The sequence below is a fragment of the Subsaxibacter sp. CAU 1640 genome, from assembly GCF_023156585.1.
GTDB lineage: Bacteria > Bacteroidota > Bacteroidia > Flavobacteriales > Flavobacteriaceae > JBPOFM01.
Window position 1 is genome coordinate 932435 of record NZ_JALNMI010000001.1, and the last position, 22300, is coordinate 954734.

Here is a 22300-nt window from a genome sequence, read left to right on the forward strand (position 1 = left end):
TCACGATATTTGTCAAATGACAAAAGAATTCTGGTCAGATTTACTTTCCCATCTTCAATTTCTTATCAAAAGAAATCCAGAATAAGTGTGCATTATCGTATCTTTATGTAAATTTTAAATGTTAAGAGGATCATCAGATTTTGAACTTTTAACCTTGAACTTTAATCTTATACTATGCCATTTTATCATAAATTAGGGAACATTCCTTCAAAAAGACATACGCAATTCCGAAAGCCAGATGGAAGTCTGTATTCGGAGCAGTTGTTTGGAACTATTGGGTTTGATGGTATGTCCACAAACTCCTATCACGAACAACGACCAACACAGGTCAAGGAGATTAGAAAGCAATACAGCGTTGCGCCAAAAGTTGCGAAGGCAAACAATATGCAATCTTATCGTTTTAGAGGATTTCAAGTAAAACCGGAAAACGATTATTTGGATAGTCGGAAAACCATCTTGACCAATAGCGATTGCAGCATTATATTGGCAGCTCCTAAACAATCGACAGAAGATTATTTTTATAAAAATACAGATGCTGACGAGTTGATTTTCATCCATAAAGGAACAGGAAAATTGCGTACACATCTGGGAAATCTCGATTTTAAATATGGTGACTATCTTTTGGTGCCAAGAGGAATTATCTATAAAATCGATTTCGACACGCAAGACAATCGACTTTTTATAGTAGAATCCAGAAGACCAATTTACATGCCAAAACGCTACCGCAATTGGTTTGGACAACTTTTGGAGCATTCACCCTATTGCGAGCGCGATTTACGCCAGCCACAAGAGCTTGAAACTTATGACGAAAAAGGTGATTTTTTGATAAAAGTCAAAAAGAGAGACGAAATTTTTGAGATGGTGTACGCCTCACATCCTTTCGACGTTGTGGGTTACGATGGCTATAACTATCCTTATGCCTTTTCAATTCACGATTTTGAACCAATCACAGGCCGTATCCACCAACCACCTCCAGTGCACCAAACTTTTGAAACAGATGCCTTTGTGGTGTGCAGTTTTGTACCGCGATTGTATGATTATCACCCACAGAGCATTCCAGCGCCTTACAACCATAGCAATATCGACAGTGATGAGGTGCTGTATTACGTAGATGGCGATTTTATGAGCAGAAATGATGTAGATGCTGGGCATATTTCACTGCATCCAGCAGGTATTCCTCACGGTCCACATCCAGGATCTGTAGAGCGAAGCATTGGTAAAATAAAAACAGATGAGTTAGCGGTAATGGTAGACACTTTTAAGCCGTTGCAAGTCACAGAAGAAGCATTAAAAATAGCTGACGAAGATTATTTTAAATCTTGGTTAGATCATTAATAATAAGAAGCTAATCCTGCTTTCCGCTATATCTTTTTTTTGGAAAAAAGGATGTCGCTATAATCAGGGCTAAAAAAACAAATACAATGAGTAAAGACGTAAAATCAGTAGAATACGGATTAGAAAAAATTTTCGAAGGCGCTCAAGATTTCCTTCCTCTTTTAGGAACAGATTATGTTGAGTTTTATGTAGGCAACGCAAAACAAGCAGCGCATTTTTATAAATCGGCATTTGGCTTTCAATCTTATGCATACAAGGGTTTGGAAACCGGTTCTAGAGACGAGGTAAGCTATGTTGTGGTGCAAGATAAAATTCGTTTAGTTTTAACCACACCTTTAAATAGTAAGTCGCCAATCAATAATCACATCGTAAAACACGGTGATGGTGTCAAAGTTGTGGCACTTTGGGTAGATGATGCAAGAAAATCTTGGGAAGAAACCACAAAGCGAGGCGCTAAATCGTTTATGGAACCAAAAGTTGAAACAGACGAATTTGGCGAAGTCGTGCGAGCTGGGATTTATACTTACGGCGAAACGGTTCATATGTTTGTCGAAAGGAAAAATTACAAAGGAACATTTATGCCTGGTTTTAAAGAATGGAAAAGTGACTACAATCCGGAGCCAGTTGGACTGAAATTTATAGACCATATGGTTGGAAACGTTGGTTGGGGGCAAATGAATACTTGGGTAAAATGGTACGAGGACGTGATGGGTTTTGTAAACTTCCTATCGTTTGACGATAAGCAAATCCATACGGAATATTCAGCCTTGATGAGTAAGGTGATGAGTAATGGTAACGGCCGAATCAAATTCCCAATTAACGAACCAGCAGAAGGTAAAAAGCGCTCGCAAATCGAAGAATATCTAGATTTCTACGAAGATTCTGGAGTTCAGCACATCGCAGTGGCCACTGATGATATCATTTCCACAGTTGCAAAATTAAAATCAAAAGGTGTTGAGTTTTTATCGACACCACCAGAGGAATATTACCGAGCGGTTCCTAAACGTTTGCAAGACCACAATCATCAATTGCGAGAAGATATCGAAACTTTAAAAAGTTTAGGGATTATGATTGATGCTGATGAAGAAGGATATTTACTTCAGATTTTTACCAAGCCAGTTGAAGATAGGCCAACGTTATTTTTTGAGATTATTCAAAGAATGGGAGCAAGAGGTTTTGGAGCAGGAAATTTCAAGGCGTTGTTCGAATCCATTGAAAGAGAGCAAGAAAAGCGAGGAACTCTATAAGAAACAAGCTGAAAATTAAACATTTATTTAACAAGGTTGAAACGCCCATTTTATAGGTAGTCTCAAGTTTTTTTATATTTTTGGAACAGTAATTGTAAATCATCTTGCAGAAACAAAATGTAATTGCCGCAAGTTACATTTACAATGAACAATAATTATGAAAAAGACCCTACTTATATTCGTTGCTGTATTATGTTTTCAAGCTTCGTTTTCCCAAAAGCAACAAGCTTTTCAGTCAGGAGAATGGTTTAAGTTTGAAATGAGCTACAGTAATTGGCTTAAGGCTGGAAACGCCACTTTAAGTGTAGAGGAAACAACTTATAACGGAAAACCTGTTTACCACGTGGTAGGTAAAGGTTGGACCACTGGAGCTATTAAATGGTTTTTTAAGGTTAAAGATCGTTATGAAAGCTATTTTGACAAAACAACGGGATTACCATACAAGTCGATCCGTCAAATAGATGAAGGTGGCCATACTAAAGATGTGGAAACCGAATTCGATCATACTAATAAGAAGGCTTACGTCAACAATAAGAAACACAAAACCCAAAGTACACATTCCATTGAGAAAGATGTACAGGATATGGTGTCTGCATTTTATTATTTGAGAAACAATTATAACACAGATACTATTAAGGAAGGTGACGTTGTTTCTTTGAATATGTTTTTTGATGAAGAGAACTATAATTTTAGACTTAAATACCTTGGAAAAGAAACCATCGAAACCAATTTTGGCAAGGTAAAAACATTAATGTTCAGACCTTATGTTATGGCAGGTCGTGTGTTTAAAGAGGAAGAAAGTTTGACCCTTTGGGTAAGCGCTGATGATAATAAAATACCTTTAAAGATAAAGGCAGATTTGAGAGTAGGTTCTTTACAGGCTAATTTAGAAGCTTTCAAAGGATTGAAGCACTCATTTCAAGTACAATTTGACTAATAGTATGTCTGACCAACCCAATTTTGACCCAGTTCTGAAAGAACTTCAGCAGAAGTATAAATCCATTAATCAAGATACTCATACTCATTTGGAAGGCTTACTCTACAGTAAGCCTATCACTTATTGGGACTATATTCAAACGGATGCCTTGCTGAATTTGCAGATTCAACGCACTACGCTTCCAGATGAAATGGTGTTTATTGCCTATCATCAAATCAATGAGTTGTTGTTTAAGATGATTCTATGGGAAATTTCTCAAGTTGCTGAAAAGGAAAATTTGGATGTTGTCTTTTTCGAGAACAAAATTATGCGCGTCAGTCGTTATTTTGATATGCTTACCACATCTTTCAATATTATGAGAGAAGGAATGGAAGTGGAGCAGTATATGAAATTTAGAAATACATTGACTCCTGCAAGTGGCTTTCAAAGTGCTCAATATCGATTGATTGAATTTGCATCTACAGAATTGATCAATTTAATCGATTATAGATTTCGATCTACAATAGACAGGAGCACGCCTTACACTCACGCATTTGAACATTTATATTGGCAAGCAGCAGGGAAAGATTATGAAACTGGTAAAAAATCCACACTTTTGATTAACTTTGAAAATCGATATAAGGATGAGTTTCTCCGATTTATGGAAAGTTACAATACCAAAAATCTCTGGACTCGTTTTAAAGAATTGCCGAAAGAAGACCAAAAAGATGAAGATTTGGTGAAGGCAATGCGCCATTATGATTATACAGTGAACATCACTTGGGTTATGGCACATTACAACGCGGCAAAACATTATATCGAAAGTGGCAGCAAACACGTTGAAGCAACTGGTGGAAGTGAATGGAAAAAATATATGCACCCTAAATACCAAAGACGAATATTTTTTCCTGACCTCTGGACTCAAGAAGAGTTAGAGAATTGGGGAACAAATATTTAATAACTAAATAACCTAACTAAATAGTGACAATGAAGCAAAGAAAATTATTAATAGCACTTTTAATTTCAATTAGCTTTTTTTCTTGTAAAAATGAACCAAAAGATATTCCTGAAGATTTTCAAGCTGTTGTAGAGCCAGAGGAAATCATCGAGTTTGGATTTAATCTCAACGATTATTTCGTAAAACGGGATACGATTAAATCTGGAGATACTTTTGGGGCCATTTTACAACGTAATAATATCGATTATACGCAGGTTCACAACATTGCTGAAAGCGCAAAGGATTCTTACGATATCCGAAAGCTTCAGATAGGAAAACCTTATACACTTCTGTGCTCTAAAGATTCACTTCAAAAGCCAGAGTGTTTCATTTATCAACCGAACAGCATTGATTATGTGGTTATTAAGTTTGCTGATTCCATTATGACTTATAAGGAAAGTAAACCTGTAACTATTGTCACAAAAGAGGCTTCTGGTGTCATTCACAACTCATTGTCTCAAACAATGGAAGCTCAAGAATTGCCTTATCAATTGATCAATGATATGTCTGATATCTATGCTTGGACCATCAATTTTTTCAAAGTACAACCTGGTGATAAGTTCAAAATTGTTTATAAAGAGCGTTATATTGAAGATAATATTTCCGTAGGTCTGGAAAGTATTGAAGCTGCGTATTTTCAACATAAAGGAGAAGATTTTTATGCCTTCGGATTTAAAACCGATAGCCTTCAAAAATCACCAACCTATTTTGATGAAAAATCAAAAAGTTTGAAGCGCGCTTTTCTAAAAGCTCCAGTTCAGTTCAGCAGAATTTCTTCAAGATATAATCTCAACCGTCGTATTGCATACTATGGCTATGCACTTCGTCCTCACAAAGGAACCGATTTTGCCGCTCCTGTTGGAACACCAATTTTGGCAACGGCCAATGGTACTGTTTTGGAATCTACCCAAAGAGGTGGAAATGGGAAGTATGTGAAAATAAAGCACAATGATACTTACAGTACACAATATCTTCATATGAAGGCCCAAAATGTCAAAAAGGGTCAATATGTGAAACAAGGAGATGTCATTGGTTGGGTTGGTATGACAGGAAATACAGGTGGCCCTCACGTATGCTATCGTTTCTGGAAAAATGGCGAACAAGTAGATCCTTTCAAGGAGAAATTGCCAACAGCTGAAAGTATTCCTGACGCCTTGAAAGAAAAATATCAAACTTACATCCAACCGTTAAAGTTGAAATTGGATAACATTCAATTTAAAGAGAAAAAGAAAAAACCATTTTCATCTGAAGAAAATCTAATAAGTCAAGTAGATTAATGGCCTTAAAATCAATTAACCCAACCACTACCAAAGCCTGGAATTCCTTAAAGTCACATTTAGAAACCATCAAAAATGAACATATGTCTCATTGGTTTGCTCAAGATAAAGAGCGAGCTGATAAGATGACCATTCAATGGGATGATTTTTATGTAGATTATTCTAAAAACCGATGGACGCATGAAACTATTGATCTTTTGCTTCAGTTGGCAAAAGAAGTGGATCTTAAAAATGCTATTTCAAAATACTTTTCTGGAGACATCATTAACCAAACTGAAGGTAGAGCAGTAGCTCACGTTGCGTTGAGAGATCCTAATTATGTTGATTTTTTCGTCGAAGGCGAGAACGTAATGCCAGAGGTAAAACGTGTAAAGGATCAAATCAAACAATTTACTGAAAACGTAGTTGGGCAAAAATTCAAAGGTTTTACAGACAAGCCATTCACAGATATAGTGAATATCGGTATTGGAGGTTCAGATTTGGGACCTGCTATGGTGGTTGATTCACTTCAATATTATAAAAATCATTTGACTACCCATTTCGTGAGCAATGTGGATGGCGATCACGTTAATGAGATCTTGAAAAAACTCAATCCTGAAACTACCCTATTTGTAATTGTTTCTAAAACTTTTACCACGCAGGAAACACTCTCAAACGCCACAACAATCAAAAATTGGTTTTTGAATTACGGTAGCCAAGAAGACATTGCAAAACATTTCGTAGCTGTTTCCACAAATATTGCCAAAGTGAAAGATTTTGGAATCGCAGAACATAACATTTTCCCAATGTGGGATTGGGTTGGTGGACGATTTTCTTTATGGAGCGCTGTAGGGCTTTCGATCAGTCTTTCGGTAGGTTATGAAAATTTTGAGAGCTTGCTTTCAGGCGCGAATAAAATGGATGAACACTTCAAGAATGAGGAGTTTGATCAAAATCTTCCTGTGATTTTAGCACTATTGAGTGTTTGGTACAATAACTTTTTCAATGTAGAAAGTCAGGCTATTTTACCCTATTCTCAATACTTGAATCAATTTGCGACCTATTTACAACAGGCCATTATGGAAAGTAATGGTAAAAGCGTTGATAGAAGTGGAAACAAAGTCAATTATCAAACAGGAACTATCATTTGGGGCGAGCCAGGCACGAATTCGCAGCACGCATTTTTTCAGCTGATACATCAAGGCACAAAATTGATTCCTGCAGATTTTATCGGATTCGCAAAATCACTTTATGGAGATAAGGATCATCAAGATAAATTGATGTCTAATTTCATTGCACAAACAGAAGCGCTTTTGAATGGAAAAACAAAAGAGCAAGTTGTTTCAGAGCTTCAAGACCAAAAATTATCCGAGGAAGAAATAAAACAGTTGACTCCCTACAAAATATTTGAAGGAAACAAGCCAACGACAACCATTCTCATCAAAAAGTTGACACCAGAAAGCTTAGGGAAACTAATTGCACTTTACGAACACAAAATCTTTGTTGAAGGTGTCATTTGGAACATTTTCAGTTACGACCAATATGGCGTAGAGCTTGGCAAACAATTAGCCAATACCATATTGAAAGAGTTAAATGTTGACGGCGTTGCTACTGAACATGATGCCTCTACAAACAATATTCTAAAATATTACAAATCCCTGTAATAAAGAAAGTTAATAACTTTTTGATTTTTAATCAATTCATTATCAATACTTATCGATTATTATTTGTAATTTCTTTTCTTTAATAGTTCTTTAACATTTAGGTAATAATAGACCTTGATAAAGGTTTAATTTTGCAAAACATTTCATACTAAAAATTAAAAACTCACATGAAAAGAATTACCAAATTTTTGATTGTTGCTGTTGTAATGTTAATTGCATCGGCATCATTTGCTCAAGGCGTCACTACGTCTTCTATAAATGGGCAAGTAACAGATAATAATGGAGAGCCTCTACTTGGTGCCAATGTGGTTGCAGTACATGTACCTTCAGGGACTACTTATGGTGCAGCTTCTGATTTTGATGGATTTTATCGTATATCGAATATGAGAACGGGAGGTCCTTATAAGATTACAATTTCATATGTAGGTTTTGTGGAATATGTTCAAGAAAACGTATTCTTGCAATTGGGAGACTCTAAAAAGATAAGTGTTTCACTCTCTGAAGACTCAAATGTGCTTGATGAAGTGATTATTACTACTCAAGGAGGAAGCGTATTTGATTCTGGTAAAACAGGAGCTGAAACGAGAGTTTCACAAAGACAAGTAAATACTTTGCCTTCAATTTCAAGAAACATTGCAGATTTTGCCAGATTAACGCCTCAAGCGAAAGTTAGCGGTGATGATGTAGTATCTATAAGCGGTCAAAATAATAGGTATAACGCTATCTATATTGACGGAGCTGTTAATAATGATGTATTCGGATTGGCAGGAAATGGTACTAATGGAGGACAAACCGGCGTAAGCCCTATTTCTTTAGATGCTATCGAGTCTTTCCAAATCAACGTAGCGCCTTTTGATGTTAGACAGTCAGGTTTTGCGGGAGGAAGTATAAACGCAATTACCAAATCTGGAACAAATACGCTTGAGGGGTCCGCTTATGCGTTTGTTAGAAACCAAGATTTGGCTGGTAAAACACCACAAAAATTAGTGGGTGATGATGGTGAAAGAAAAAAGTTGGCAGAGTTCTCATCTAAAACATATGGTGTTCGTGTTGGAGGAAAAATCATTAAGGATAAATTATTCTACTTCGTAAACTACGAAAGACAAGAAAATGAAACTCCACAGCCTTTTGATATTTCAACTTACAGAGGAGATGTAACTGCCACAGATCTTCAAACTCTTTCAGATTATTTACTGAATTCTTTTGGCTATAACGCAGGTGGTTACTCAAATAACACATCATCTCTTGAAAGCGATAAGTTTATTGCAAAAATAGACTGGAATATCAATGCCAATAATAGATTGTCATTGAAACACAGTTATGTGAAAGCTGTTCAGCTTGATGCAGCTGCTTCTAACACAGGAGCTATTAATTTTTCAAATAGAGCTATTAATTTCGAGTCAATCACTAATTCAACAGCATTAGAATTTAATTCGACTATTGGTGATAAATTTTCGAATAATCTAGTAATAGGTTACACTACAGTTAATGACGACAGAGATCCACAAGGAAGTCCTTTTCCATCTGTAGAGATTCAAGATGCTGCAGGAACATCTATTTTCTTTGGTTCGGAGCCATTTTCAACAGCAAATTTATTAGAGCAAAGTGTGCTGACATTGACAGATAATTTTGAAATATACTCTGGAAGACATACAATAACATTAGGAACGCATAATGAGTTTACTTCAGCAAAAAATGTATTCTTCAGACAAAATTTTGGGGATTATAGATTTAGCAATCTTGACGCGTTTTTAACCAATCAACTTCCTAATAGATACCGATATGGGTACTCACTTTTAGGAGGCACTGGAGATGATTCAGAAGGCGCAGCCGAGTTTGATATTTTTCAACTTGGACTTTATGTACAGGATGAGGTTAATATTTCTGATGCTTTTAAAGTTACCGCAGGTTTGAGAATAGATATCCCTTATTGGGAAGACGGTCTAGTGAATGACGATTTCAACAATAGAAGTATTCCATTGTTAGAAGCTGCTGGAAAAGACTTAAGAGGAGCAAAAGTTGGTCAAGGTATCGACCCAAATATTCACATTTCCCCAAGAGTTGGTTTCAATTGGGATGTAAATAATAAAAATAAAACTCAAATTAGAGGTGGTTTTGGAATATTCACCTCAAGAGTACCGTTGGTTTGGCCAGGCGCAGCATATAACAATAATGGATTATCAGCTGGATTTATTCAACTCACGGGTGCAAATGCTCCTCAATTCAACCCAAATCCTAATACTCAATTAGCCGATCCAGCTCCAGGTAGTGGAACAGTTGGTGGACAAGTAGATTTATTCGCTAAAGATTTTAAACTTCCTCAAGTTTTCAAGACTAATATCGCAGTAGATCAAAAATTGCCTGGCGGTTTTGTACTATCTGCTGATTTTATTTGGAATGATAATATTTCAGCTATTGCATATGAGAATATAAATTTAGTAGGTACACAATTCACAACAACAGGTGGTGGGGCGAGACCTAATTATGGCTTTGCAAAAGTAGATGGCACTTATAGTGATATATATTTAGGATACAATACTGGTGAGGGTAGTTCTTATAACATCAGCGGTACACTTTCCAAAAATTTTATTACAGATAGATTTGATGTTCGAACATCGGCAACTTATTCCTATGGCGAGTCGGATGTTTTACTAGATGCAACAAGTTCTCAAAACAGTTCTCAATGGAGAAATCTTGAAACAGTCAATGGTTCTAACCGACCAGATTTGTCAACTTCAGATTTTTCACCAGGTCATAGAATTTTGGCAAACAGTACTTTTGAATTTAAGTGGACTGATAACATTAAAACACGTTTGGGCTTGTTTTATGAAGGAGCAGAAGGTGCGCCATTCAGTTACGTTTATAGAGGAAGTGGATTATTGGCAGATACAGGTTCTGATTCCGCATTGATTTACGTTCCTGCTAACGAAGCTGAAGCAAACCTTGTCGATTCTGGTAGTTTAACTGCTGCAGAGCAATATCAGTTATTGGATGCTTTTATTGAAGGTGATGAATATTTGAGAAGTAGAAGAGGGCAATTTGCAGAAAGAAATGCAGATCGTTCAGATTGGAGTCATGTCATTGACTTAAAGTTTGCACAAGAAATAGGCGTAAATATTGGTAAAAAAGTACACAAGTTAGAATTTACCTTCGATATTTTCAATTTCACAAACTTGCTAAACAAAGAATGGGGTGTAAGAACATTTACAAACTTTAATCAAGTACAGTTGATGAATTTTGAAGGATTTGCGGCTGACGGCACGACTCCTACTTTCACGTTTGATCCTAGGTCTACCGAAACCCAAAATATCGTTGACGATTCAGGACTTCAATCTTCAAGATGGCAAATGCAAGCAGGCTTAAGATATAGTTTTTAAGACAAATAATGTCCTATAAATAAAAATCCCGCTATAGTAGCGGGATTTTTTTATTTAAAGTCTTTCCATCTCAAACTTTCCATGATGTGCTGAATATCATTTTTTAAATAAACAGCTGCAGGATATATGGAATCATAGTTTGGTTTGGCATAAAAGTATAAAGAGCCATTTAAAAAATGATTGACGCTATCTGTAACATAAAATTGAGATTGTGAGGCTGCATTACCTCCTACTTCATAAAACATTCCGTAAACGTTATGCTCTTTGTTAATATAAGGTTGTTCTACAATCTCATCAGCCTTTATAACATGTTTTTGGGTAAGGTTTTGGGCATCTTTAATATAAGTCATTAATTGCTCCTTTGACGAAACGTTTTTGTAGGTGAGATAAATGGTTCCTTTCAGTTTTGGGTAGTCAATGTCAACGCCATAAATATTGTTTGCAGAGTCCGCCTTGATGCTTTTTATTCGTTCTGACATAGAGTTTTTATCGAACGTAAACGGAAGGGAAACATCCACATTCTTATAGTCAGGTGTTGGGTATTCCAATCGCAAAAATCCTTTCGGTTTTGGTATAGGATCGTTGCCACAAGCTAAAAATAGGGTTGAAAAGGCGTAAAGTAAATGTTTTGGTTTTAAAATCATTTGCAGTAGTATTCTCGAAGTCTTACTCCAAAATTGTAAATTTTAGTTGCTTGATACGTTTTTTATCAAGGGCTTCTATGGTGAAAACGTAATTTTTAAAATTTATTTTACTGCCACGTCTCGGAAAAATTCCCGAAATTTCCAAAACAAATCCGGCTAGAGTTTCAGCCTCTCCTTTATGATCTTCAAAATCCGACTCCTCTTCAATATTAACTATTTTCATAAAATCTTTTAAAGGGGTTTTTCCTTCAAAAGTATAATTCTTGTCGTCGATTTTTGTGTAAGTCAAATCATCATCATCAAACTCATCGCTTATATCGCCTACAATTTCCTCAATTACATCCTCTAATGATACTACTCCAGACGTACCACCATATTCATCAACCACGATTGCAAGATGTACTTTTTTGGTTCTAAATTCTACCATTAAATCGTCCAGTTTTTTGTTTTCTGGAACAAAAAATGGTTCTCTCAAGAGGATTGTCCAGTCAAATTGTTTACGGTCTATGTATGGCAGCAAATCTTTGACGTACAAAATGCCTATTACAGAGTCTATTGTGTCTTCATAAACAGGAATTCTTGAATAACCATTTTCAACTATTTGAGGCATAATCTCAATGAACTTTTCTGCGGCTTGCAATGCAAAAATATCGATTCGTGGTCTCATTACCTGTTTCACATCAGTATTACCAAAAGATACAATGCCTTGCAGAATTTTTTGTTCTTCGTGCGTGGTATCGCTTTCTTTGGTAAGCTCTAAAGCTTGAGATAGCTGGTCTACACTGATATTCGATTTTTGCTTTCCTAATCTGTTATGAATTGCAATGGTAAAATGCCTCATCGGTAGGCTGATTGGGGAAAATAATATGTCCAAAACTTTTATAGGGTAAGCCATAAAAGTAGAAAACTGAATTCGATTTCGGTTGGCATACACTTTGGGGATAATTTCTCCAAAAAGTAAAATCAGAAATGTAACCAATACAACTTCCAGTAGAAATCTCGCTACCGGAATATCAATACTGTAAAAAATAAATTCACCCAAATAGGCGAACAAAATGACAATAGCGATATTGATAAAATTATTGGCGACTAAAATGGTGGCCAATAATTTTTTTGGTCGCTCCATTAACTTTGAAATGATTTCAAATTTTTTTGAACCATCTTCAATCCCTTTTTCAAGATCAGTTCGGGTTAAAGAGAAAAGCGCCACTTCGGCACCAGAAATCATTGCAGAACAAAACAATAAGATAAAAAGTAGAACAACTCCCAAAATTATGGAAATATTATCTGAAGAAAATAAAATGACTAAACTCGTGGGCTCTGGGTCCAATAGACATGCAATTAATTAAACAAAATCAAAAAGGAAGGTCATCATCCTTTTCTTCAACAGAGGTGTTTTGGGTTGATGAGGTTATATTGTGATTAGCTTGTGGCATTCCTTGTTTCTCTTTTTTTGTAGTCAAAAAAGTAAAGTCGGTACACTGTATCTCGGTTGAAAAACGTTCTATGCCTTTTTCATCCGTCCATTTTCGGGTTTTGATGCGTCCTTCAATATAAACCATATCGCCTTTACTCAAATATTTTTCACATATTTCAGCACCTTTGTTGCGCACTACAATGTTGTGCCATTCAGTGTTTGTGACACGTTCGTTGGTTTTTTTGCTAGTATAAGTCTCGTTGGTGGCTAGAGGAAATCTGCCTACACAATCACCACCTTCAAAATAGTGCATTTTCACTTCATCTCCCAAATGCCCAATGAGCATAACTTTATTCAACGTTCCTGACATAATCTTTAAGACAATTTAATTTGCAAAAATAGTTTTTTACAACGACTTATTAAAGGTAATAAAAAAAGAGGAGTTAATATGCTGAAAAATCAAACTCATCTATGAAATTGCTGATTAAAATGGAAGTTGGATGCGCTGTTAAATTGTCGAAAGGAATTCCAGCTTTCGGGAGTTTTTCAATCTCAACAATCCAAAATTTGGTATGAAGATGTTGATGCGATAATTTGTGAATGACGTCCATGTCATTGTACAAACTATATTTAAAAGAACTTCCTTTTAAGTATTCCTTTATATATGGGTGATTTTTGAATGTATCAATGGTCAATGGACTTTTGGTTTCCAATAATGGAAATTGATATAGATTCTGCCAAATTCCTTTGGAAGTTCTTTTCTCAAAGAGAGTTTTTCCATCGGCAGAGATGAAAACAAGAAAGTTGAAGTATTTTGTTGAGACTTTCGTTTTTTTCAATTTCACAGGAAGCTCCTTCACAAGGTTCTTGTTGAATGCAACACAATTAGAGATTAAAGGGCAAACATTGCAATCTGGATTTTGAGGTTTACATTGTGTGGCTCCAAACTCCATAATGGCCTGATTGTAATCTCCAGGATTGTCTTTATCAATCAATGAAGTTGCTAAAGCTTTGAATTCTTTTATCCCTTCCGATGAATTTATAGGAGTGGATATTCCGAAGTAACGCGAGAGAACACGATACACATTGCCATCAACCACAGCAGTGGGCTCATTATAACATATAGATGCAATGGCACTCGCAGTGTAATCTCCGATACCCTTTAATTTAATAAGATCTTTGTATTGATTTGGAAAAACGCCGTTCAGTTCATCAACAACATATTTTGCTGTAAAATGTAGATTTCTAGCTCTGGAATAGTAGCCTAATCCTTGCCAAAGTTTTAAAACCTCGCTTTCTTGGGCTTTTGCGAGGCCAAAAACCGTAGGAAATTTGGTAACAAAAGCTTCATAATATGGTAACCCTTGTTTGGTTTGGGTTTGTTGCATGATTATTTCCGATAGCCAAATGAAATAGGGTTCTTTTGTGTTTCGCCAAGGGAAATCTCTCTTAAATTCTGAATACCAATAAGTTAAAATTTTACTAAAATTCATTCTAAACTATATTCAAACACAAAAATAGCAGTTTAGTAGGTTAAATTTTAATTAATTAGGTTTGAAATATTGAAATTAAAATTCCTATATTTGCATCCCTAATAATTAATAGTAACCCTAAAAAAAATTTACAATGACAAAAGCTGATATAGTAGCGAAAATTTCTGACAAATTAGGAATTGAAAAAGGAGATGTTCAAGCAACAGTTGAAACATTCATGGAGGAAGTAAAAACATCTCTAGAAGGTGGAGATAACGTTTACTTGAGAGGTTTCGGTAGTTTCATCATCAAAACAAGAGCTGAAAAAACAGGTAGAAACATTTCTAAAAATACCACTATCAAAATACCAGCACACAACATTCCAGCATTTAAACCTGCAAAAGTATTTGTAGAAGGTGTTAAAACCAATGTTGATGTTCAATAAACATTAAAAGAAACATTAATTTTAAAAACTTGATCTATGCCAAGTGGTAAAAAGAGAAAAAGACACAAGGTAGCGACGCATAAGCGTAAAAAACGTAGACGCGCTAATCGTCACAAAAAGAAATAGATTAGAAAAAGTAGTTGAAAAACTACTTTTTCAATTTTTCACAACAACGTTCTTTGATATAAAATTCATTCCAATAATGCATCTACCTATGCATTGGCATGGATTTACCGGATTAAATTAATCCTGTGTCAAAAAAGTATTAACCATCTATTCCGATGAGTAGTCGGAGTGGAGTAAATTAACATTATGGATAAAGAATTGATTATTCGTTCGAGTTCCGATGTTGTTGATTTCGCCTTATTAAAAGATGGAAAACTTATTGAATTGCACAAAGAGGAAGAGGATAACAACTTTTCGGTAGGTGATGTGTTTATCGCCAAGATCCGTAAAGTGGTTCCAGGACTAAATGCCGCATTTGTAAATGTGGGTTACGAAAAAGATGCATTTTTGCATTATCACGATTTAGGGCCTCAAATTCCTTCCCTTTTAAAATTCATTAAACGTGTAAGCACAGGGAAACCTACCGATTTCCTACTGAAAAACTTTCAGTTTGAGAAGGATATTGATAAAAATGGCAGCATCAGCAATGCGCTGAAGGCCAATCAATCCATCTTGGTACAGATTGTAAAAGAACCTATTAGTACAAAAGGGCCTCGATTGAGTTCGGAGCTTTCGATTGCAGGAAGGTATATTGTTTTGGTGCCTTTTTCTGACAGAATTTCTATCTCTCAAAAGATTGAATCTAAAGAAGAAAAAGATCGTTTAAAGCGATTGGTCAAAAGCATTACCCCCAAAGGGTTTGGCGTCATTATACGCACAGTTGCTGAAGGCAAGAAAGTAGCAGAATTGGACAGTGATTTACAGAATTTGCTGAATAGATGGACAGCAATGTGTAAAAAGATCCATAAGGCACATCATCCTAGTAAGGTATTGGGCGAAATGAACAAGGCTTCCTCTATTTTGAGGGACATTTTTAATGATTCATTTTCCAACATCGTCGTGGATGACGAAGCTCTTTATGGACAAGTAAAAGATTATGTGCACCAGATTGCACCTAAAAAGGAATCTATTGTAAAACATCATAGCAATGGTGTGCCAGTATTTGAAAAATACGGCATTGAGCGTCAGATAAAGACGTCTTTCGGACGTACGGTCTCTATGGCAAAAGGAGCGTACATTGTGATAGAACACACCGAAGCATTGCACGTTATTGATGTGAACAGTGGAAACCGATCCAACAAAGAAAAAAACCAAGAGGACACAGCTTTAGAGGTTAACCTAATTTCGGCCACAGAGATTGCCCGACAGTTGCGCTTGCGCGATATGGGAGGCATCATTGTAGTGGATTTTATAGATATGTCTAACGCTGCGAACCGCAAGAAGCTTTACGATCATCTGCGCAATGAAATGAGCGATGACAAAGCGAAACACAAAATATTGCCTCCGAGCAAGTTTGGACTGGTACAGATTACCAGACAACGCGTAAGGCCAGAGCGCAACATTGAAACCAAAGAAGAAAACCCAAATGGTAGTGGTGATGAGATTGAAGCACCAATTAAAGTGGTGAACCGCATCAACCAAGACCTTGAGAGGATTTTCAAGAAAGACTATAAGAAGGTGACTTTAAACACACATCCTTTTATAGCAGCCTTTTTGACGAAAGGCTTTCCATCGGTACGTTCCAAATGGTTTTTGGAACACAAAAAATGGGTGAAAATACAGCCCAGAGATGCTTACACATATCTTGAATACCATTTTTTTGATAAAGATGGCAAGGAAATCAAATAATATCTATAGAAACCCTTTTCACATTGCGTGGAGAGGGTTTTTTGTTTTTGGACGTTAGATGTGAGATGTGAGTGATGAGGTTTGAGATATTTAACTATGGAGGAAGGAGATTGTGAGTTGGCGGAAGCATATTGTAGGTTGTCGGAGGCAGAATGTTATTTGGTGGAGCGCGATTGTCAGTTGTCGGAGTAATATTGTCAATTGGTGGGAGGAGATTGTCAGTTGGCGGAGCAAGAATGTTAGTTAGCGGAGCAAGAATGTTAGTTAGTGGAGCAATATTGTTATGTGTCGGAAGGATAATGTTAGTTGGTGGATACATATTGTAAGTTGAGAATACATATTCAACCATTATTCATTTATATTTGTCATATGAAGCAACTTTGTGTCTTTATATGTGTATTGTGTGGATTTCTTCAAGGGTTTTCTCAAGTGGAGCGTGATACGATACAAACCCAAAACGATTCCATTACCATTGTGGACAACAACTATCGTGAGGACCAATTTTACTTTTCATTAACCTATAATCTTCTCAATAAAGCACCAAACGGACTTTCACAACGAGGTTTTTCTGCTGGATTCCATTTTGGATTTATAAGAGATATGCCTATTAATGAACGACGCAATCGGGCAATCGGTGTTGGCGTCGGGCTTTCTTCGAACTCATACAACCAAAATATGCTGATTGCCGAGCAGCCAGATGGTGAGTTCAACTATTCAATCATTGACGAAGACAGTATTTCTTTCAACAAAAATAAATTTACTACCTACTTGGTTGAAGTACCTTTGGAAATTAGATGGCGAACTTCTACTGCCACAGAATATCAATTTTGGCGCATATATACTGGCGTGAAGTTTGGATATGTGCTTTTAAATTCATCAAAATTTGATGGTAGCATTGGTAAGATTAAAAACTCCAACATTGATGATGTCGTTCGTTTTAGGTATGGACTAACGTTCAGCGCTGGTTATTCTACCTGGAATGCGCATATTTATTATGGTTTGAATTCCTTATTTGACAAACCAGGAACAATCAACGGTGAGGCTTTGAACATGACAAGCATCAAAGTGGGATTGATATTTTATATTTTGTAGTCAGAAATCATCGGTCTTTTCAAAGCCAATAATTCAAAACAAACAATTGCGGAATCAATCCGATAAAGAAACCAATTATCAATTCGATATTTGAATGTGCTTTTAGGTGTAATCTCGAAGTTGCAATGGCTCCTAAAATGATGCACATCAAAGCGATGGTGCCATTAATGTTGATTTTGAAATGGATGCTCAACGCCACGGCAAACATAAAGAATCCGGCAGAAGCTATCATATGGATGCTTGCTTTAAACTTCAAAATTGCCAAGAGCAGACAAGCTATCGTAGAACATAGAATTCCCAGAAAGAAATAATAGAGCTCTTCGATTTCTGTAGGTGGCAATACGCGATAGAGAATCAGTGATACGATGGCGATGTTGACGGTTAATGGTACGATACGTTCTTTTGTACTTTCCAAATAAACGGACTTTACATTTTTAATAGTTTTGAGCAGAAAGTAAACCAAAATAGGAAGGATAATTGTAAGAATTGTGATTGAAAACACCTTTGCCTTCATTATCGGTTCTGGTATAAAGCGAGGTGTTTTTGAAAAATAAAACAACACACCCAGCAAAGGCATAATGACAGGATGAAAGATAAAGGAGATGCTTTTGAGGATATGATTCAAACTATATGTTTTGGTATATTTACAACATCATAAAAGTAAGTTTATTCCAATCAACTTAAAATATTTCGATGAAATTTTATACAACCATAATTGCTTTTTATTTTTTCTGCATACATAGTTATTCGCAAATTGATTCCATCCAACTGCCAAAAGTTGATATGAAAATTGGCACTTTGGTAGAACCTCATTTTGATTTCTATGTGACGAAAAATGGAAGTATTCTTTATGAGAAGGATACGATTAAAATTTATGAGGTAAAGCAAGTTCTTTATCGTCCAATTAAGAACTATGGTTTGTCGATGATGCACGCAAAAAAATATGTCCATATTTTCGCTGACGAAAGAGTCAATTATTCACTAATTGATTCGATAAAAACTGAAATTGCAAGTACAAATAGCTCTAGATACATAATATATAGATCGAATCTAGATTCAAAACATAGAAGAAATATCAAAGGTATCAAGCATCAATCACCTATTTCTTATTTTTCATATTTACCTTTAGAATATATACCTGTGCAAGATGATAGTGAAGCTCAAGAGCACTTAAATGAGGATATTAGTGATTTTCCGCGAGTTCCAAATAAGAATAGTGTTGAATGGAAACATCAAACATCAATTGAGACAGCTGTTTATAGTTTACAAAAGGATCTTTTAAATGACAAACTTAAAAGTATCTCGTATGAGTGTTTAACAATGACCAATAATGGCTTATTTGACAAACAAAATAAACTTATTTCTAAAGAAACTTTGAGAGAATTGTTGACTAAAAATGAGGCTATATTTTTGAGCTATGCGAGTGATTTGAAATATGGAAAATATATTTCGACAATTGCATTATTGAAGGAATTAAAACCAAATTTTGAATCTTTACCCAATCTTGCTGAAATAATTGAAATATCTGCTCAAATTCAAAATTTACACAAAGAGGTAGAGATTCAGTTATGTGATTAACTAAATTTTTTTCCTTAATCTCGCCACAGGAATATCTAACTGCTCACGATATTTGGCAACGGTTCTCCGTGCGATAGGATAGCCTTTTTCCAATAGAATGGCAGCCAATTTGTCATCGGTCAGTGGCTTGCGTTTGTTTTCGTCAGCAATCGTGATTTCCAAAATCTTCTTGATTTCGCGCGTAGATACTTCTTCGCCTTGGTCGTTGGTCATCGATTCTGAAAAGAAATCCTTGATGAGTTTTGTACCATAAGGCGTATCGACATATTTGCTATTGGCCACACGAGAAACCGTGGAAACATCCATATCGATTTCGTCAGCAATATCCTTTAAAATCATCGGTCGAAGCTTGGTCTCATCACCAGTCAAAAAATATTCCTTTTGATAATGCATTATGGCACTCATCGTCACAAAAAGTGTTTGTTGACGTTGCTTGATGGCTTCAATGAACCACTTCGCAGCATCGAGTTTCTGCTTGATGAACAACACAGCATCTTTTTGTGATTTGGATTTATCTTTTGCTTCCTTGTAACCCTTCATCATATCTGTATATTCCCTTGATACGTGAAGTTCAGGTGCATTTCTACCGTTCAAGGTCAATTCCAATTCACCATCTACAATTTTAATTGCAAAATCAGGAACAATATGTTCCACGATTTTATTGTTTCCAGAGTAAGAACCTCCAGGTTTTGGATTTAGATGTTCAATTTCATCAATGGCATCCTTAAGTTGCATTTCGGTTATGTCGAACTTTTGCAGCAGTTTTTTATAGTGCTTTTTGGTGAATTGCTCAAAGGCATTGTCGATGATATCGATGGCCAATTCGACATCTGGATTTTTCTCTTTGCGATGCAATTGAATGCTCAAACACTCTTGAAGATTGCGAGCGCCAACACCTGCTGGGTCTAATTGATGAACAATGTGAAGCACTTTTTCGATGCTTTTTTCGTCCGTATAAACATTCTGTGTAAATGCCAAATCATCAGCAATATCGGTCAGCGAGCGACGTATATAACCGCTTTCGTCCACACTTCCCACCAAAAACTCGGCAATATCGCGTTCATCATCCGTCAATCGGAAGGTGTTTAACTGATTGGTCAAATATTGAGTGAAAGATGTACCAGCTGCAAACGGAATGTCCTTGTCGTCATCGTCTGCGCTGTAATTGTTGGTTTGTGTACGATAATCAGGAATGTCGTCATCACTCAAATATTCATCGACATTGATGTCTTCACCTATGGTTTCAGAATCATCATAACCATCGTCTGAATTATCAAATTCATCGTAAGTATCATCGTAGTTTTCGGGTTCATCCTTGCCACCTTCAAGCGCAGGATTTTCTTCCATTTCCTGCTTCAATCGTTGTTCAAAAGCTTGCGTAGGCAACTGAATCAATTTCATCAATTGAATTTGTTGCGGTGACAACTTTTGTGATAATTTGAACTGTAAATATTGTTTAAGCATAAGGTAACTTGAGTGACTTTAAAAATAAAAAAAACAATCTATATAAGTTGAATATGTAGATTGTTTTGTGAAAATATTTAGAGTAAAAATCGTTTAAAATTCCGCATTCTGCGGTGTTCTTGGATAAGGAATCACGTCTCTAATGTTGCCCATACCAGTGGTGAACATCACCAAACGCTCAAATCCAAGTCCGAAACCAGAGTGAACGGCAGTGCCGTACTTTCGCAAATCGAGGTACCACCACAATTCTTTCTCATCGATATCCAAAGCTTTCATTTTTTCTTTCAAAACGTCCAAACGCTCTTCACGCTGTGAACCGCCTACCATCTCTCCGATGCCAGGGAAGAGAATATCCATTGCTCTTACGGTTTTTCCATCTTCATTCAAACGCATATAAAACGCCTTGATATTTGCTGGATAATCAAACAAAATAACAGGACATTTAAAGTGTTTTTCAACCAAAAAGCGTTCGTGTTCACTTTGCAAATCGGCACCCCATTGGTCAATCAAATATTTGAATTGTTTCTTTTTATTTGGTTTTGAATCGCGTAAAATCTCGATGGCTTCGGTATAACTGACACGTTTGAAATTGTTATCGACCACAAAATTTATTTTTTCGATAAGACTCATTTCCGAACGTTCGGCTTGTGGCTTTGTTTTCTCTTCATCCTTCAAACGTTGCTCCAAGAATTCCAAATCTTCACGATTAGTGTCCAAAGTATATTTTAAAACATACTTCATAAAATCTTCAGCCAAATCCATATTGCCAGCCAAATCCATAAATGCAACCTCTGGTTCAATCATCCAGAATTCTGCCAAGTGGCGCGAGGTGTTGGAGTTTTCAGCCCTAAAAGTAGGTCCGAACGTGTAAACTTTACCCAATGACATCGCATAGGTTTCAGCTTCCAATTGACCAGATACGGTTAAATTGGTTTCTTTTCCGAAGAAATCTTCTTTATAATTCACGCTTCCATCCTCGTTCAATGGCGGATTTTTGGCATCGAGATTGCTCACGCGGAACATTTCACCAGCACCTTCTGCATCGCTACCTGTAATGATAGGCGTGTGCATATAGTAAAATCCATTTTCGTTGAAATATTTATGAATGGCAAAAGACAATGTCGAACGCAAACGCATCACAGCGCTGAACGTGTTGGTACGCGTACGCAAATGAGCATTCTCACGTAAAAATTCAAACGAATGTTTTTTAGGTTGAATAGGATAGGTTTCAGGATCAGAATCACCAAGAACCTTGATGTCCGTTACTTGGACTTCCACGCTCTGACCTTTACCTTGACTTTCGATCAGTTGACCTTTAATGTGCAACGCAGCGCCTGTAGTGATTCGCTTTAAAAGCGATTCATCCATCGTTTCAAAATCGACAACACATTGAATATTTTGAAGGGTTGAACCATCATTTAGAGCGATAAAACGATTCGCTCTAAAGGTACGTACCCATCCTTTGATTTCTATATCTTGAGATTTTGCTTCAGTTTTTAATAAAGCTGCAATGGTTTTTGCTGTCATTTCGAATTTTTTAAA

Annotated in this window: 18 protein-coding genes; 11 read left to right on the top strand and 7 right to left on the bottom strand. The window is 36.2% G+C overall.

The genetic code is table 11. The annotated features are described in order from the left end of the window. Positions 1-174: 174 nt before the first annotated feature. From M0G43_RS04015 to M0G43_RS04045, 7 genes are all read left to right on the top strand, one after another. Complete coding sequence (locus M0G43_RS04015) at positions 175-1335, top strand: homogentisate 1,2-dioxygenase (RefSeq protein ID WP_248023660.1); 1161 nt, start codon at positions 175-177, stop codon at positions 1333-1335. Between the two features lie 86 nt (positions 1336-1421). Continuing rightward, positions 1422-2582 carry a 4-hydroxyphenylpyruvate dioxygenase gene (gene hppD, locus M0G43_RS04020; protein WP_248023661.1) on the top strand — a complete coding sequence of 387 codons (1161 nt, stop codon included), beginning with the start codon at positions 1422-1424 and terminating at the stop codon, positions 2580-2582. Between the two features lie 157 nt (positions 2583-2739). Next, the gene (locus M0G43_RS04025) at positions 2740-3519 is read left to right on the top strand and encodes a DUF3108 domain-containing protein (protein ID WP_248023662.1); all 780 of its coding nucleotides are present in this window, start codon (positions 2740-2742) and stop codon (positions 3517-3519) included. 4 nt (positions 3520-3523) lie between these two features. Further along, positions 3524-4456, top strand: coding sequence for a tryptophan 2,3-dioxygenase family protein (locus M0G43_RS04030; RefSeq protein ID WP_248023663.1), 933 nt, complete (start codon positions 3524-3526; stop codon positions 4454-4456). A 29-nt stretch (positions 4457-4485) separates the two neighbouring features. Next, a complete protein-coding gene (locus tag M0G43_RS04035; RefSeq protein WP_248023664.1) occupies positions 4486-5772 on the top strand; it encodes a M23 family metallopeptidase in 1287 nt (428 codons plus the stop codon). Next, the gene (pgi, locus tag M0G43_RS04040) at positions 5772-7415 is read left to right on the top strand and encodes a glucose-6-phosphate isomerase (protein WP_248023666.1); all 1644 of its coding nucleotides are present in this window, start codon (positions 5772-5774) and stop codon (positions 7413-7415) included. Before M0G43_RS04035 ends, pgi begins: the two co-directional genes overlap by 1 nt. A 167-nt stretch (positions 7416-7582) precedes the next feature. Further along, positions 7583-10792 (top strand): carboxypeptidase regulatory-like domain-containing protein, encoded by a 3210-nt coding sequence (locus M0G43_RS04045; protein WP_248023668.1) that lies wholly within the window; start codon positions 7583-7585, stop codon positions 10790-10792. Between the two features lie 50 nt (positions 10793-10842). Here M0G43_RS04045 and gldD read toward each other — a convergent pair whose 3' ends face one another. The 4 genes from gldD to mutY form a co-directional block, all read right to left on the bottom strand. After that, positions 10843-11436, bottom strand: a complete 594-nt coding sequence (gene gldD / locus M0G43_RS04050; RefSeq protein WP_248023669.1) for a gliding motility lipoprotein GldD — start codon at positions 11434-11436, stop codon at positions 10843-10845. A gap of 22 nt (positions 11437-11458) precedes the next feature. Beyond that, the gene (locus M0G43_RS04055; RefSeq protein ID WP_248023670.1) at positions 11459-12766 is read right to left on the bottom strand and encodes a gliding motility-associated protein GldE; all 1308 of its coding nucleotides are present in this window, start codon (positions 12764-12766) and stop codon (positions 11459-11461) included. A gap of 25 nt (positions 12767-12791) precedes the next feature. After that, positions 12792-13223 carry a single-stranded DNA-binding protein gene (locus M0G43_RS04060; protein WP_248023671.1) on the bottom strand — a complete coding sequence of 144 codons (432 nt, stop codon included), beginning with the start codon at positions 13221-13223 and terminating at the stop codon, positions 12792-12794. A 73-nt stretch (positions 13224-13296) separates the two neighbouring features. After that, entirely contained in the window at positions 13297-14346 is a 1050-nt protein-coding gene (gene mutY, locus M0G43_RS04065; RefSeq protein ID WP_248023672.1) for an A/G-specific adenine glycosylase, read from the bottom strand. Positions 14347-14479: 133 nt separating this feature from the next. Here mutY and M0G43_RS04070 point away from each other — a divergent pair, with 133 nt between their 5' ends. The 3 genes from M0G43_RS04070 to M0G43_RS04080 all read left to right on the top strand — a co-directional run bounded on the left by M0G43_RS04070 (position 14480) and on the right by M0G43_RS04080 (position 17716). Further along, positions 14480-14770, top strand: a complete 291-nt coding sequence (locus tag M0G43_RS04070) for an HU family DNA-binding protein (RefSeq protein WP_248023673.1) — start codon at positions 14480-14482, stop codon at positions 14768-14770. Positions 14771-15082: 312 nt separating this feature from the next. Further along, positions 15083-16624 carry a ribonuclease E/G gene (locus M0G43_RS04075; protein WP_248023674.1) on the top strand — a complete coding sequence of 514 codons (1542 nt, stop codon included), beginning with the start codon at positions 15083-15085 and terminating at the stop codon, positions 16622-16624. 369 nt (positions 16625-16993) lie between these two features. Further along, on the top strand, positions 16994-17716 hold the full coding sequence (locus tag M0G43_RS04080) for a porin family protein (protein WP_248023675.1): 723 nt from the start codon (positions 16994-16996) through the stop codon (positions 17714-17716). Between the two features lie 19 nt (positions 17717-17735). Here the strand turns inward: M0G43_RS04080 and M0G43_RS04085 are convergent, their stop codons facing one another. Beyond that, a complete protein-coding gene (locus M0G43_RS04085; protein WP_248023677.1) occupies positions 17736-18341 on the bottom strand; it encodes a hypothetical protein in 606 nt (201 codons plus the stop codon). 68 nt (positions 18342-18409) lie between these two features. Between M0G43_RS04085 and M0G43_RS04090 the strand changes: the two genes are divergently transcribed. After that, on the top strand, positions 18410-19294 hold the full coding sequence (locus M0G43_RS04090; protein ID WP_248023679.1) for a hypothetical protein: 885 nt from the start codon (positions 18410-18412) through the stop codon (positions 19292-19294). Here M0G43_RS04090 and rpoN read toward each other — a convergent pair whose 3' ends face one another. Next, complete coding sequence (gene rpoN, locus M0G43_RS04095; RefSeq protein ID WP_248023682.1) at positions 19295-20758, bottom strand: RNA polymerase factor sigma-54; 1464 nt, start codon at positions 20756-20758, stop codon at positions 19295-19297. A 93-nt stretch (positions 20759-20851) separates the two neighbouring features. Further along, on the bottom strand, positions 20852-22285 hold the full coding sequence (gene asnS, locus M0G43_RS04100; RefSeq protein WP_248023683.1) for an asparagine--tRNA ligase: 1434 nt from the start codon (positions 22283-22285) through the stop codon (positions 20852-20854). Positions 22286-22300 lie beyond the last annotated feature (15 nt).

Coding starts and splice junctions, on each gene's coding strand:
- M0G43_RS04015 (WP_248023660.1), top strand. CDS start 175: ATGCCATTTTATCATAAATTAGGGAACATTCCTTCAAAAAGACATACG.
- hppD (WP_248023661.1), top strand. CDS start 1,422: ATGAGTAAAGACGTAAAATCAGTAGAATACGGATTAGAAAAAATTTTC.
- M0G43_RS04025 (WP_248023662.1), top strand. CDS start 2,740: ATGAAAAAGACCCTACTTATATTCGTTGCTGTATTATGTTTTCAAGCT.
- M0G43_RS04030 (WP_248023663.1), top strand. CDS start 3,524: ATGTCTGACCAACCCAATTTTGACCCAGTTCTGAAAGAACTTCAGCAG.
- M0G43_RS04035 (WP_248023664.1), top strand. CDS start 4,486: ATGAAGCAAAGAAAATTATTAATAGCACTTTTAATTTCAATTAGCTTT.
- pgi (WP_248023666.1), top strand. CDS start 5,772: ATGGCCTTAAAATCAATTAACCCAACCACTACCAAAGCCTGGAATTCC.
- M0G43_RS04045 (WP_248023668.1), top strand. CDS start 7,583: ATGAAAAGAATTACCAAATTTTTGATTGTTGCTGTTGTAATGTTAATT.
- gldD (WP_248023669.1), bottom strand. CDS start 11,436: ATGATTTTAAAACCAAAACATTTACTTTACGCCTTTTCAACCCTATTT.
- M0G43_RS04060 (WP_248023671.1), bottom strand. CDS start 13,223: ATGTCAGGAACGTTGAATAAAGTTATGCTCATTGGGCATTTGGGAGAT.
- mutY (WP_248023672.1), bottom strand. CDS start 14,346: ATGAATTTTAGTAAAATTTTAACTTATTGGTATTCAGAATTTAAGAGA.
- M0G43_RS04070 (WP_248023673.1), top strand. CDS start 14,480: ATGACAAAAGCTGATATAGTAGCGAAAATTTCTGACAAATTAGGAATT.
- M0G43_RS04075 (WP_248023674.1), top strand. CDS start 15,083: ATGGATAAAGAATTGATTATTCGTTCGAGTTCCGATGTTGTTGATTTC.
- M0G43_RS04080 (WP_248023675.1), top strand. CDS start 16,994: ATGAAGCAACTTTGTGTCTTTATATGTGTATTGTGTGGATTTCTTCAA.
- M0G43_RS04090 (WP_248023679.1), top strand. CDS start 18,410: ATGAAATTTTATACAACCATAATTGCTTTTTATTTTTTCTGCATACAT.
- rpoN (WP_248023682.1), bottom strand. CDS start 20,758: ATGCTTAAACAATATTTACAGTTCAAATTATCACAAAAGTTGTCACCG.
- asnS (WP_248023683.1), bottom strand. CDS start 22,285: ATGACAGCAAAAACCATTGCAGCTTTATTAAAAACTGAAGCAAAATCT.